The sequence below is a fragment of the Aestuariibacter sp. A3R04 genome (assembly GCF_018860805.1).
In the GTDB taxonomy this organism is placed as follows: Bacteria; Pseudomonadota; Gammaproteobacteria; order Enterobacterales; family Alteromonadaceae; genus Alteromonas.
In genome coordinates this window covers 713693-726711 of sequence record NZ_JAHKQR010000003.1, presented here as the reverse complement: position 1 = coordinate 726711, position 13019 = coordinate 713693, and the positions used below count along the sequence as shown (strand labels likewise).

11 protein-coding genes are annotated in these 13019 nt (G+C 46.1%); 5 read left to right on the top strand and 6 right to left on the bottom strand.

Annotation, left to right across the window (positions count from 1 at the left end):
• Nucleotides 1-26: 26 nt before the first annotated feature.
• Genes KO518_RS07915 through KO518_RS07905 form a run of 3 tightly spaced genes read right to left on the bottom strand, consistent with a single transcriptional unit; the run spans nucleotide 27 to nucleotide 4016 of the window.
• Nucleotides 27-1112 (bottom strand): GNAT family N-acetyltransferase, encoded by a 1086-nt coding sequence (locus tag KO518_RS07915; protein WP_216025277.1) that lies wholly within the window; start codon nucleotides 1110-1112, stop codon nucleotides 27-29.
• Nucleotides 1112-2548, bottom strand: a complete 1437-nt coding sequence (gene xrt, locus KO518_RS07910; protein ID WP_216025276.1) for an exosortase — start codon at nucleotides 2546-2548, stop codon at nucleotides 1112-1114. The genes KO518_RS07915 and xrt overlap by 1 nt, the downstream gene beginning before the upstream one ends.
• A 55-nt stretch (nucleotides 2549-2603) precedes the next feature.
• Entirely contained in the window at nucleotides 2604-4016 is a 1413-nt protein-coding gene (locus KO518_RS07905) for a TIGR03013 family XrtA/PEP-CTERM system glycosyltransferase (RefSeq protein ID WP_216025275.1), read from the bottom strand.
• A gap of 198 nt (nucleotides 4017-4214) precedes the next feature.
• On the opposite strand from KO518_RS07905, the gene KO518_RS07900 reads away from it, so the two are divergent.
• Genes KO518_RS07900 through KO518_RS07885 form a run of 4 tightly spaced genes read left to right on the top strand, consistent with a single transcriptional unit; the run spans nucleotide 4215 to nucleotide 8969 of the window.
• Nucleotides 4215-4802, top strand: a complete 588-nt coding sequence (locus KO518_RS07900) for an XrtA/PEP-CTERM system exopolysaccharide export protein (RefSeq protein ID WP_371742279.1) — start codon at nucleotides 4215-4217, stop codon at nucleotides 4800-4802.
• A gap of 24 nt (nucleotides 4803-4826) precedes the next feature.
• Entirely contained in the window at nucleotides 4827-6401 is a 1575-nt protein-coding gene (locus tag KO518_RS07895) for an XrtA system polysaccharide chain length determinant (protein WP_216025273.1), read from the top strand.
• On the top strand, nucleotides 6401-7324 hold the full coding sequence (locus tag KO518_RS07890) for an XrtA-associated tyrosine autokinase (protein WP_216025272.1): 924 nt from the start codon (nucleotides 6401-6403) through the stop codon (nucleotides 7322-7324). Before KO518_RS07895 ends, KO518_RS07890 begins: the two co-directional genes overlap by 1 nt.
• 1 nt (nucleotide 7325) lies before the next feature.
• Nucleotides 7326-8969 (top strand): TIGR03016 family PEP-CTERM system-associated outer membrane protein, encoded by a 1644-nt coding sequence (locus tag KO518_RS07885; RefSeq protein WP_216025271.1) that lies wholly within the window; start codon nucleotides 7326-7328, stop codon nucleotides 8967-8969.
• A 53-nt stretch (nucleotides 8970-9022) separates the two neighbouring features.
• Here KO518_RS07885 and KO518_RS07880 read toward each other — a convergent pair whose 3' ends face one another.
• Both KO518_RS07880 and hldE read right to left on the bottom strand, forming a co-directional pair.
• Complete coding sequence (locus tag KO518_RS07880; protein WP_216025270.1) at nucleotides 9023-10120, bottom strand: XrtA/PEP-CTERM system-associated ATPase; 1098 nt, start codon at nucleotides 10118-10120, stop codon at nucleotides 9023-9025.
• A 105-nt stretch (nucleotides 10121-10225) separates the two neighbouring features.
• Nucleotides 10226-11659, bottom strand: a complete 1434-nt coding sequence (hldE, locus tag KO518_RS07875; protein WP_216025487.1) for a bifunctional D-glycero-beta-D-manno-heptose-7-phosphate kinase/D-glycero-beta-D-manno-heptose 1-phosphate adenylyltransferase HldE — start codon at nucleotides 11657-11659, stop codon at nucleotides 10226-10228.
• Between the two features lie 48 nt (nucleotides 11660-11707).
• Between hldE and KO518_RS07870 the strand changes: the two genes are divergently transcribed.
• The gene (locus KO518_RS07870) at nucleotides 11708-12058 is read left to right on the top strand and encodes a GIY-YIG nuclease family protein (protein WP_216025269.1); all 351 of its coding nucleotides are present in this window, start codon (nucleotides 11708-11710) and stop codon (nucleotides 12056-12058) included.
• Here the strand turns inward: KO518_RS07870 and KO518_RS07865 are convergent.
• The gene (locus KO518_RS07865) at nucleotides 12050-12961 is read right to left on the bottom strand and encodes a DUF350 domain-containing protein (RefSeq protein WP_216025268.1); all 912 of its coding nucleotides are present in this window, start codon (nucleotides 12959-12961) and stop codon (nucleotides 12050-12052) included. The two genes, KO518_RS07870 and KO518_RS07865, sit on opposite strands and share 9 nt — an antisense overlap.
• Between the last annotated feature and the right edge of the window lie 58 nt (nucleotides 12962-13019).

Sequence of the window (13019 nt, the reverse complement as noted above, 5' to 3'; positions counted from 1 at the left end):
TACATCTCCGGTAGCGTGAACAGCCTTCATCCGTTTAACACCCTATTCATTCGGTTTGTTATTCTCGCCCTAAACACGGTGATCCGATGTACCCATTTTGCTGCTCTGGAGGCATGCGCAACAATGCGATATAAGGGTTCACTGTGATCAGTAAGACGACCTTTGTACGTGTTCTCAGGCTTACTTCCCAAAAAATCATACTCGTTCAGTTGATGCGTTAGTGCAGCACGAGCTTCTATCAGGTGCATAATAGTACCCGGCGAAACATTAGGTTTAAATTTATCATTTATACCGCTTTGATAGAAAAATATACTTTTCGGATTTTTAAAACCATAAAAGCTGGCAATGACTTCGTCTCCAACCGCAATTTCCGTAAGTACAAGCCTGTTTTTACGCCAAAGTCTAGTTATAGTTTTGGTATGGAATTTTAAAAAATGCGCATCATCAAATATGACCTGTTGCTGACGCGATGACCACCGCTGACGGTGCAATGTGATAAGTCGTGAAAACTGTTCCTCAACATCACTTTCATTTTCAGGGTACCGGACTGCGGCTTCAGGCTGTCTGAAGAAGGCATTGAGATAACGATTGGCTTTTTTGTAAAGTTTAGTACGAGAAATGTCATCGGCTGCCAACGGGACAAAATAGCGACGCTCCTGGCTATACTCGCGGATGAGTGTTTGTGGTAGTACACTATTTATCATTCTGCGCAGGTAAGCATCATGCCTGACATTTTTAAAAACAAGCGTCCTGAAATGTGCAGAAAGCGCAGCCTGAAGTAACGCGGTAGCCCCATTGATGCAGTTGGGATGAACAAGAATATCCTGGTATTCGCTGCATACTTCGCTTTGCTCGGGCTCACCGGTACCAATAAAAAAGCACATGCCATTTAATCGGGATTGATAAAGTGGAAGCACCGCCACGAGTTTATCATCTTCCCAACAACAATATACTAACAGTGTTTTGACTAGACCGCCGAACACCTCCAGCCAGATTTGTATCCAATCAAAACTCAGAAACACGTGGGCGTTATCCGCCTGTTGATACAGTGCTTCCCAATCTGATTCGAGTCGAGCCAGACCTTCCGAAGACGTCACACAAGTCACTGACATTAGAAAGCGTCTTTTTCAACTTCTAGCCAGCTCGCCCCAATTGACTGACATTGGCTACCGCATTCAACGTGCATCCACTCCAGTGCAGATCCTCTAACGCCCTTCAGGGCCTTCTTCAAGCGCAGCTTTTTCATTTCCACAACACTGGCGGTTTTTTCACCATCAACAACAAAACGCCAAGCGAACTTATGGATATTTTGCCCTTCCATAGCAGTAACCACATTCCACCCTGCTTGGGTGTCTTTGCGAACAACTTGCCACTCTTCTGGAAAATATCGCACTTGATACTGGGTAGGTTTGCCATCAAGGTCATCACCGTTATACCACACTAAAAGTGTATCAACGCGTGCGCCATTAACCGGTACAGATTTAACACAGGTCCTGGCCTCATAGGGCAACAGGGGCGCAGCGTCACCTAATACGCTTACATCTTGGCATTCATCTGCAACGTTTGTCGACTGAGAAAACAAATTGAGGTGCAGCGCAGACGATGAAACCAAGATCAGCACGACGGCCGCTGGCATTGTCTTTTTTGCGCTGGAAGTAAATGCATCAGTTTCCGAACGTTTGCATTCTGTCATTGGATCTACCGGCTCTTTTTTAGCCAGCCGCTCACCAAACCAAAACAGCAGTACCACAAATGGCGCGTAAATGTACCAGCCAAAGTTATTGTGGTCCCGCATAAGTTCACTTTGCATATTAGATTCGTGACCAATAACGATAAGGGCGACAATGCGGATCCAATTCGTTATTAACGCGCCGATTATCGCAAGAGCGAGGAATTTAACAATGGCGGACTTACGGCGAAGATTCAAAAACACAAACAAAGAACCAATGGCAAGGGACACCAAAAAGTAACGCAATCCACTGCACCCGCCCGCGATGACGAAGGTACCGGCTGGAATCATCACCGATGTTCCTTCCACATAGGTGGGAATTCCCGAGTACGCCATAATATTCATCACCGCAAACACAGACAATTGCTGCAACGCGGTTTGAAGTGAGCCCCACAGCGGATACATGAACAGCAAGAAGGCTACCGAATAAGCCATCCCCCAAGAGAAACGAAAAACCATCCAGTACGCATTCGCCAACAATGCCAGTGACAACACCCAAACCAACAAACTAATTTGCGATGCCAGGGCGACGAAATACGCAAATACCAGTAAGACAGCGGAAACCAGGGCTGGTATATGATTCCCAGTGCGAGCAGAAAGTTGCCCGGTTTTAGCCATTACAATCAGCAGGTAGATAAAAATAAAGGGGATCAAATATCCATGGCTGTATGTACCGTCATCGAAACCGTGTCGCCATAGCGTCTGCATCACTGGCGCATTGGCGAGGGCCCATAACAGGGCCAAAAAGAACGGCGCCCAAAAAAGCCATTTTGCGGAATGCTGGGTGAAAAAAGAAAAAAATCCACCTGTATTTTTCATCTATTCCTATTCCTGTTGTATTTATTCACTTCCGTGTAGACGAGGGTCACTTACCCTACCTGCCCTTTCCGAATAGAACAATCTCCACTGTACGGATAAGAATAAGGATATCTAAAAGCAAGCTTTGGTGTTTGACGTAGTAAAGGTCAAACTTGAGTTTTTCCATGGAATCTTCCACACTGGCGCCGTAGGGGTAATTTAACTGCGCCCATCCGGCAAGGCCGGGTTTTACATTGTGTCGCTGGTTGTAATAGGGCACTTCCCTCACCAGTTTTTCAACAAATTCAGGTCGTTCGGGCCGAGGACCAATAAACGCCATTTCACCTTTGAATACATTGAATAGCTGGGGTAATTCATCGATGCGGTATTTGCGTATAAAGTGGCCAATTCGGGTAACGCGATCATCGTTTTTACTGGCCCATTTTGCACCGTCTTTTTCTGCATCAGGACGCATACTTCTGAATTTTATGATCTTAAACAACTTACCGTTAAGGCCAACCCTTTCCTGCTTGTAAAACACAGACGCACCAGTTCGTCGTCCGTCGTCCAGCCAAATGGTAATGGCAGTAATAAGCATAAATGGCCATGTGAAGAAAAACACGAGAGAAGCGAGAAATGCGTTCAACAGGTAATCAAGTGCATCCCGCAAGTAATTTTGACTGTGAAATCCATTGGAGTATATGACCCAGCTAGGATACATAAGGTTTACTACAATTTGTCCGGTTTCCCGCTCCATAAAGTCGAGTAAGTCCGTTACTTCTATCCCCCGAAGCCGACATTCAAACAACACATCGATAGGCAAAGTACCACGGCGCTGGTCACACGCGATGACAATTTCCTCAATATCATTTTCGGTGATGAACTGCTGGAAATTCTCATCCACTTTTACGTGCATGATCTTTTCTTTCTTAATACCGTCTTCCCGATTGTCACCAGGAATGGGGATAAAGCCCATTAGATCAAACCCAATACGGTCCACATCTCTGCGCATACGCTTCTCGATAATGGACGCGCGCTCCCCGGCCCCCAAAACGACTATACGTACTTTACCCAACCCGAGTAAGCCAAGGCGATTAGTGAAATAGCGGAATACTACAAGCGTAATAATAATGCTCGATACCGCAGCAGGCAGAAAATAAGAATGCATCACCAGTTCATCGAACAAGGCGCGACTAATGACTTCCACAAGGAAATAGCTGAGTCCAACGCTAACAAATATTCGGCGAATAATACCGCGGAACGTTTCCCTGAGCTTAGCTTCATAAAGACCCACAGACAACGAACACAGCAGTATGCTTACCGTTAACATGCCTACGTTAACCACGAGCTTTTCAATAGTGACCGGCTCGCTTAACCCAATCTGTACCAGTATGAACTGCGTGATATAGCCCATGTACGCAATGAGCAGAGCTTCTGTAACGACCAGGATATTGGACCGTTTGCTCTGGTTGTGTCTGTTTATCGCCACCCTTGGCTCCCTGTTACTGCAACATCTTTGTTTATCATAAAGGTTATTATTGTAATAGACTACATAAGATGTTGGCATTATAGTGGTATTTGCCGTAGGGTAAATTACATTAAGGCAAAAAAATTAATCATATCGAGTGTAGGATGAACTCTCATGTACTGGTATAAACACGTTTTAAGTTTGACGGTTGTCGGCGCTATGACAGCCCTTTCTGGATGCACAAGCCACTCAACGTTGCCTGAGGCAACGGCTCACCCATCAATGACTACCAACGTCAATGATTACCAATACCTCATCGGTCCAGGTGACTCCCTTACTATTTTTGTATGGCGAAATCCTGAGATATCCGGTGATTTTATTGTCCGTCCCGATGGCAAAGTCACCACTTCGTTAGTTGAAGATGTGGACGTAGCAGGGAAAACACCTTCCATGCTTGCAAGGGAACTGGAAGAGCAACTATCCACGTTTATCAACAACCCTCGGGTAACGGTAAGCGTTAATAATTTTGCTGGTCCGTTAAGTGAACAGGTTCGCGTAATCGGAGAAGCGGCGAACCCATTGGCCATCAGTTATTCAGAAAACATGACGTTACTCGACCTGATGATCGCCGTTGGCGGTCTGACCGAGTTTGCTGACGGTAACGACGCAAAACTGGTACGTGTAATCGACGGTCGCCAAAAGACGTTCGACGTCAATATTGACGATTTAATCCGCGACGGTGACATTTCCAAGAATGTTGATATCTTGCCTGGTGATATTGTTATCATTCCAGAAGCTTGGTTCTAGTCGTACAGGTAGTTGGGATATTAAATGCAGGATTTACAGCGTACCCTCGGTCAGCTGAGTGACTATTTAAAGGGAATTTGGGTTAAAAAGCGTCTCATCATGGTATGCACTTGGATTTTATGTCCAATTGGATTTGCTTATGTGGCGCTTTTGCCGGATGTTTATCGTTCACAAGCCGTTGTGTACGTAGACACCCGTTCTGTACTACAACCGTTGTTGAAAGGGCTTGCCATTCAATCGGATCCCGATCAGGAGATTCAAATGATGGCGAAGACTCTTCTCAGCCGGTCTAATGTTGAAACCATTGCCAGAGAAAGCGATCTGGATCTTATGACCACCAACGATCAAGAATTTGACACTCTCGTTGACGGGCTTTCCAGGCAGATTCAATTGCGTTCAACGGGTCGGGACAATATCTTCACTATCTCCTACGAAAATAAAAACCCAGCGATGGCGCAAACCGTTGTTCAGGAAACGCTAAATTTGTTTGTTGAAGGTGCGTTGGGAAATAACAGACGGGACACAGATACAGCGAACCGGTTTCTCGATGAGCAAATTGCTGAATATGAGTCACGACTTTCTGAGGCCGAGCAAAGGTTGGCTGACTTTAAACGTCAGTACAGTAATATCCTGCCTTTACAAGGAACGTTTTATTCTACCCTCCAAACCTTGAGCAATGATTTGGAGGCTACGCGCCTGCAAATCAAGCAAACTGAACAACAGGTCGATTCTCTAAACAACCAGTTGTCTCGAACGAAGAGTGCCGGAGACAGTTTCGGAGTCACCAACGAAATGGAATCCGTACTTCGCACGCGTTACGATGAACGGATTAAATCCTTAGAAGAGCAACTCGACAGCTTGCAACTCAGGTTTACTGAGCAACATCCCGATGTTATCGAAACTAAGGCTTTGTTAGCAAACCTTGAAAAAGCTCGGCAAAAAGAGATCGATGATTTCCTCAATGCCGGCGATGACGATGGCGACGACGTTCCCATGAGCGACCTCAATCAGGAAATTAAGCTTGAAATCAGTCGCCACCAAAGCCTGATAGCAGCGCTACAAGTTAAAGAGCAAGACTTACAACGGCGAATTACTACGTTAGAGTCAAAAATCGACCTGGTCCCTCAGATTGAAGCAGAATCCGCTTCTTTGAATCGCGATTATGATATTACCAAACAGAAATATGAGGATCTTCTCGCCAGAAGAGAATCCGCCGACTTATCAAGGCGGGCTGATGTATCTGCTGAAGAGTTGCAATTCAGAATTATCGAACCACCACTGGAGCCAAACCAACCATCTGGCCCTTACCGCATCTTGTTTTACACACTGGTGTTGTTGATGAGTTTCGGTATTGGTACTGGTCTTGCCTTTTTGTTTAGCCAGCTTTCACCGCTGCTTATTCGGGCATCACAGCTTCAGCAAACCACTGACTACCCGGTCTGGGGTACGGTTACCCATCTTCACATCGACAAAATCAATAAGTCGAACAGAATGCGCATGGCAGTGTTCCTATTGTCATCGGGCACATTGGTGATGGTGTATGGCGTGTTAGTGGGTGCTGAACTGCTGGATATTGATTTACTGCGGAGTGTATTGTAATGAGCAGTACTATTGAAAAAGCGCTTCAACGTCAACGTGAAGCTCAACAAAAGAAAAAGGCACAAGAGCAGGAACAGAGTACTATCGAGGCGTCACAGCAGAAAATGGCTTCTGCAATGTCTGAGCGGGCATCAGTGCCCCCCGCACAATCGACTGCAGCTCCTGGTCTGGCTAGTTCGCTTGAATCTTTTAATCTCGACCTCGACAGACTGGAAAAAAATGGCCATATTTCGATGTTTGGTACGCGCAAGAAAATCAACGAGGAATATCGTGAGATTAAGCGCAAATTATTAAACAATGCCTTTGGTCCGCTGTCCTCAACGCTTCAAAACAGCAATATCATAATGGTAACGAGTGGCCGACCTTCAGAAGGTAAAACCTTCACTGCCTGTAATCTGGCCATGAGTATTGCAGCAGAACAGGATAAAACCGTTCTGCTAGTGGATGCAGACGTTTTGAAGCCCAATGTCCTTAATACTTTGGGCCTTGAGAAACGACGCGGTCTCATCGAGTACCTTACCGGTGAAGTGGAAGACATTTCGGATGTACTCTACCCCACTAACATCGACAAGCTGAAAATAATCCCAGCGGGTAAATCACACCATTTAACCACTGAACTACTTGCCAGTCGAAAAATGGCTGAAACCGTTAATGAATTTGCCAACCGCTATTCCGACCGGATTGTGGTTTTTGACACACCACCATTGATTGGTATAACGGAAACCGCCGTGCTGGCAAATTTTGCGGGGCAGGCTGTCGTAGTGGTTGAAGAAGGTAAGTCTAAGCTAAGCGATATTCGACACGCTGTCGACCGTCTCAACCCCGATATGGCCATTGGATTTGTCGTCAACAAATCTGTGTACAAAGATTCGGATGGAACCGGCTACTATGGATATTACTACTCGGAAAGGCAAAACTCCTAATATGCAACGAGCACGAAGAGACAAGAACAAGTGGCTGATGGCGCTTACTCCGCTGTCACTGGCTGTAATTTCTCATTTCAGCGCTGCGAAGGGAATTGATATTTCAGCATCGTTGGAAGGTACAACTATGCTACAAAATCGGCATAATGAGGCTAGAGATGAAGAACTCTTAACCTACTCTGTCAAACCTTCATTAACTGCGCTGTTAAACACTAAAACTTTTAGCGGTAACTTCCATGGTAGCGTGACCCAATTAAATCGGGATGCCGATGATGCAAGCCGAAAAGATACCTTTGCCGAATATCAGTATGGCCTAAGCTGGCAACCCATCGAACATGTTCTAACGTTTGAAGCAAATGGAGCCCAGAAATATCTGGACAACACAGGTCAGGATTTTTTGGTGTCTGATTACTTCCTAAATGCTGACTCTCTTGCAAGGGTGGATACACAAAATTATAGCACGCACCTCACGCTGCCCCAAGGCGATTTAGTCGCGGGAAATGCATCGGTAACTTACTCAATAATAGACGGAAAAGAAAACGCGTTTAACAATACCAGCGCTTTAAACAACGATACTCTCGTCGCTTCTTTCGCGCTGAGCAGTGGAAACGATGCGGAAAATCACTTCTGGATGATGCAGGGTAATTACAACGACATAAAGCGCGATGAATCTGCTAACGGCGATTATACGGGTGAGTACGCCACAGCCTATATCGACTCGGTACTTTATAAACCCTGGGCAGTGCGGTTCACTGCCACTTATGACGCCAATGAACTCGTCGATCGCAACGATGAATTTTCCAACGATCGGGAATTTAAAAGCTATGGTGTGGGATTGACCTACCGATTATCTCAACAACGTTATATTTCGATAACAGCCAACACAATAGATTCTGATGTTGAAAGAGATGATGGCGAGACATTCATAGGCGTAGATGCCGTTTGGGCGATTACACCGCGTACAAATATCCAAGCAACCTATGGGAAGCGCTTTTACGGTAAATCAGCCAGTGCTTCACTTAACTATGCGTCAAGAAAAGTTCGTGGCGTAATCAATTATTCAGAACAAGTAACTTCTTACTCGCAACTTGCCGCTTCTCCGCAAAGTCTGGGCGTATTTGTTTGCCCTGTCGGTCAATTCACCATTGATGCGTGCTTCCAACCCAGCTCACTGGACTATGAGCCGGCTGAGGATGAACAGATATTACAGATCATTACCACGGGTTTGGAGCTGTCCAACGCGATCATTTTGCGTAAATCTGCTATTGCACAGATTGGATTGCAAGGCCGCAGGTTGATTTTGGCGTTTAATGCTCAATATGCAGAGCATGACTACTTAGAGTTTGACAGAGTTAGAAAAAATTCATATTTGGAAGTAGATAGCCGGTATAAGCTTAGTCGGCATAGTAACCTACTCACCACGATTCGATACGGTATCCTCGATCTGGAAACCCCAGAGACGGGTAAAGCAGACAACGAGCAATGGGTTGCTACATTAGGACTGAAGCGGCAATTTAGCCAGTCTCTGTCCGGCGACGTAAAGCTTAAATACACCAGTCGCTCTGGTAAATTGAACTCCGGCGTATTTGGCCTAAATTGGGATGAGCGGAGAATTGCCTTCAGCTTAGAATACAAGTTTAATTAACAAAAAACGCCGCATTCGCGGCGTTTTTTATCACATTGGGTATAAACTTTACCCTACTCTTCTTTTGATCGCATATAAGTTTGATATTTTTTCTTGAGCATCTTATCTATGTATTGAGTCAGCTTAACTTTATGTGCAATGGCATCGTCCAAGGCATCGACCAGCTCTGCCAACATCCCCTTGTAATACTCGGCATCTTGTACTTCTTTACCATTTGGCGTGATCAGCTTTTTGTGCGGACCTTTTTGCTTAATTTTCGCGATAACTTCAGACAGATCGGCTTCCATATCTGATTCATCTTCGTCGACATCTGCATTTTCCACCGTCGGTTGATCCGGTACAAACATCTCTTCTTTGACTTCGTTGATAACAGTAGTTACCGCCTCTTCATCAAGCACTTCGAGTTCTTCGAGGAAGCCGAACAATAAAATACGGTCCATCAGAGTATTTATTTTACGAGGAACCCCCCTTGTGAAGGTGTGAATACGAGAAAACGCCTCGTCAGAGAACAAAGCATTTCCGCGCCATCCTGCGTGTTCCATCCGATATTCAATGTATCGTCTGGTTTCGTCTTCCATTAAGGGGGCAAGGTGACATGAGGCTACAATACGCTGTCGGAACTGCTCCATATTCGGCGCACGTAATATGGGCTGTAATTCCTCTTGGCCTAACAGAAAGCTTTGTAGCAGCGGTTTCCCAGATTGTTGGAAGTTAGATAGCATTCTCAGCTCTTCAATGGTTTCCAACGGTAGGTTTTGTGCTTCATCAACCAACAAAAGTGCCCGTTGCCCCTGACGGCTAAGATCGAACAAAAAAGATTCCAGATCTTTAAGGATATCCGCTTTGGTTGACCCAGCAACACTGATGCCGAACTTTGCAGCTACCATTTTTACAAGTTCGTCAGGCGTGAGTTTAGGCGTAACAATTTGCGCAGCAACAATGTCGTCTTCTATGTCCGCCAACAGGCTGTTTGCGATAGTGGTTTTCCCCGTACCAATATCGCCGGTAATTACAATGAATCCCTCGGCCTGAGACAAGCCGTATTGCAAATATGACATTGCTCTTTTATGCCATTTACTGGCAAAGAAGAAAGCCGGATCCGGCGTTAGCTGGAATGGCTTTGAATCGAGTCCGTAAAAACTTTCGTACATGTAAACTACCGCTGATACTGAGAACCATGACTAGTGAATGTGTAAGAGTATCGCAAAGCTCACATTATCGCCATGACTGTGTGAGACAAACCACAAATGACACCCCTATGGATTATTTTGTTTCCCGACGATTTGGCTGATTATACCCGTGGTTGATACGCCTGCCTCAAAATGCAATACGCGTACTTCTCCACCCGCATCCATGACCTCTTTACCACCGGCGATGTCTTCAACCCTGTAGTCTCCGCCTTTCACCAGAATATCCGGTAATAATGATGCAATAAGTCGCTGAGGCGTATCTTCGCTGAAGGGGACAACCCAGTCGACAGCGGCTAGTCCGGCAAGAACCGCCATACGGCGCACAACGTTGTTGATGGGCCTGCCTGGGCCTTTGAGTCGCGACACCGAGTCATCATCATTAACGGCGACTATGAGGCGATCACCAAGTTTTGCCGCCGCCTCCAGATAACTCACATGACCAGCATGTAAAATATCGAAACATCCGTTTGTCATTACAATGCGTTCTTGCCTATGCCTGGCCTGAAGCATTGCCTGGGCAAGCTGTGCCTCCGTCATTACGCCGCCATCAAGATGAGAGGACTGCTCACCCAGTGCCACCGCCAGCTCAGTAGTAGAAACGGTAGAGGTACCAAGCTTACCCACCACTACACTTGCTGCAATGTTTGCTAGTACACAGGCATGTTGCAAGGATTGTTGTGCTGCTAGCGCTACCGCCAGTACTGACACGACGGTATCGCCTGCCCCGGTGACATCAAACACTTCTTTTGCTTTTGCCGGCAAATGATAGGGTTCGTTTGTCTTTTCAAACAAGGTCATGCCCTGCTCAGACCGCGTCAACAATATTGCGCCAAGGTTTAGGGAGTCCCGTAGGGATGTTGCTTGCTCACACAACGTGTTTTCGTCTTGCGCATCGCCGGTAATCGCAGCAAGTTCAGCCCTGTTTGGAGTGATGAGCGTCGCATCGCGATAACGGCTAAAATCATTGCCTTTCGGATCAATAACTACAGGTTTACCGGCGCGTTTAGCAGCTTGAATAAATTGCTGAACATCTGACAAACACCCCTTGGCGTAATCTGATAAAACCACCACATCGTGGGCTTGCAGAGCAGTTGTAAACGCGTCTAACATGGCAGACTTATCGACTTGGGAAAAACTTTTCTCAAAATCAAGGCGCAAGAGCTGTTGGTTGCGACTCATGACCCGCAATTTGGTAATGGTATCCCGCTCGGCATAGCGAAACAATATAGTATTTACCCCATGGGAAGACAGCCGTTGTTCCAGGATATTGGCATTTTCATCGTCGCCTGTAGCCCCTAGCAGGGTCACACTGGCTCCTAAAGTAGCTGCGTTGATAGCAACGTTTGCTGCGCCACCTGGTCTGTCTTCTGTATTTTCTACGTTCACCACAGGGACAGGCGCTTCAGGAGAAATACGCCCCGTGCCTCCCGACCAGTAACGATCGAGCATCAAGTCACCCACAATTAGAATTTTGGTTTGGCTAAAATCTGGTAACATCATCACTTATAAGATGTATTTAGTATGTGGTAAGAGAGTATAACAGGCGCAATGGAAAAAAAGCACACAACGACACAGAACTGGTATGTGTACATCATTGAAAATCGCCTGGCACAGTTGTATACCGGCGTAACAAATAACCCTCGCAGGCGTATGCGTCAACACGTCGGAGAAATTAAAGGGGGAGCTAAAGCGCTAAAAGGGAAAGCCCCCCTGGCTTTTCGCTGGGTTGGACAAGTTTCTGACAAAGCCACCGCCATGCGCACAGAATACCGCATCAAGCAAATGAACCGAGCCGCTAAATTGGCGGTGATAAACGGAACAAGTCAGCACCTTGATGGTGTTACTCCCTGCCTTTTCCATTTTATTGGCGATGAAGTACGGACGCAGCAATCAAGCTAAAAACTCCAACACACCATTCACGATAAGTGCAATGCCAATGCTCAGGGTTAACTCAAGACATGCAACCCCTATATTGTGCTGCTGATCCACTTCTTGACGATAGTTTAAACCGTACAGAATGAATTTTTTACTAATAGTAACTAACACTAATAACGCGAGTGACAACACGCTACCGACAATTAACCAGCCAGTGACGTTACTCACATAACCGGAAGGATGGTAGTTCAGTACATAACTGGCAGACGAAACAATCATGGCAATGCCAAGTAAGTTCCCCGAGTGTTCTACCGCAAGGGCCAGTTGCCCTTGACGCAGGGCGCCTTGAAACGAATCATTTTGATTGTCTCTGGCATAGCGAATCTCATACAAGCGGGTCATCATCAGTAACAAGGCCAGTACCACAGTAAACCCGGTGACAATTGCGATCATGGCATTCATATCACTGCCATCTACCCACAACACCATGCTTCTTAAAATAATTGCGCTGGCGATCAAACTGGCTGCGTCAACCAGTGCCACGCTCACGCTTCTATCGGCTATTAACCCCATTGTATCAAGTCGGTTTAACACAATCTTATCGTGGGCATAGCGGCCGAACTTCACCAGCACGATACCAACTAAACCAAACGTGAGCATACCGATTGCAGCAGTAGCATAGCCTTCACCCACGTGGCGCCCAACCACAGCACCTACCACAATACACAAGGACAACATGCCACCAGCCATACTTATCCCAAACGCAAAATTATCTTGAACACCAAGCTCGTCTGCAACCGACCGTTTTTTGAAAGTACCCGACAGCCACTTCATGATCATCAATAACAGGAGCGCAAGGCCGATATCAATTAATAAATAGACCAACAGGTCGTGGGGCAACGGGTTCAACTTAACGAGCACGTCCATAAAATCGCTCCTCGCGATGATATTCATAAACACTGGAGGCCAACAACATCTTGTGACA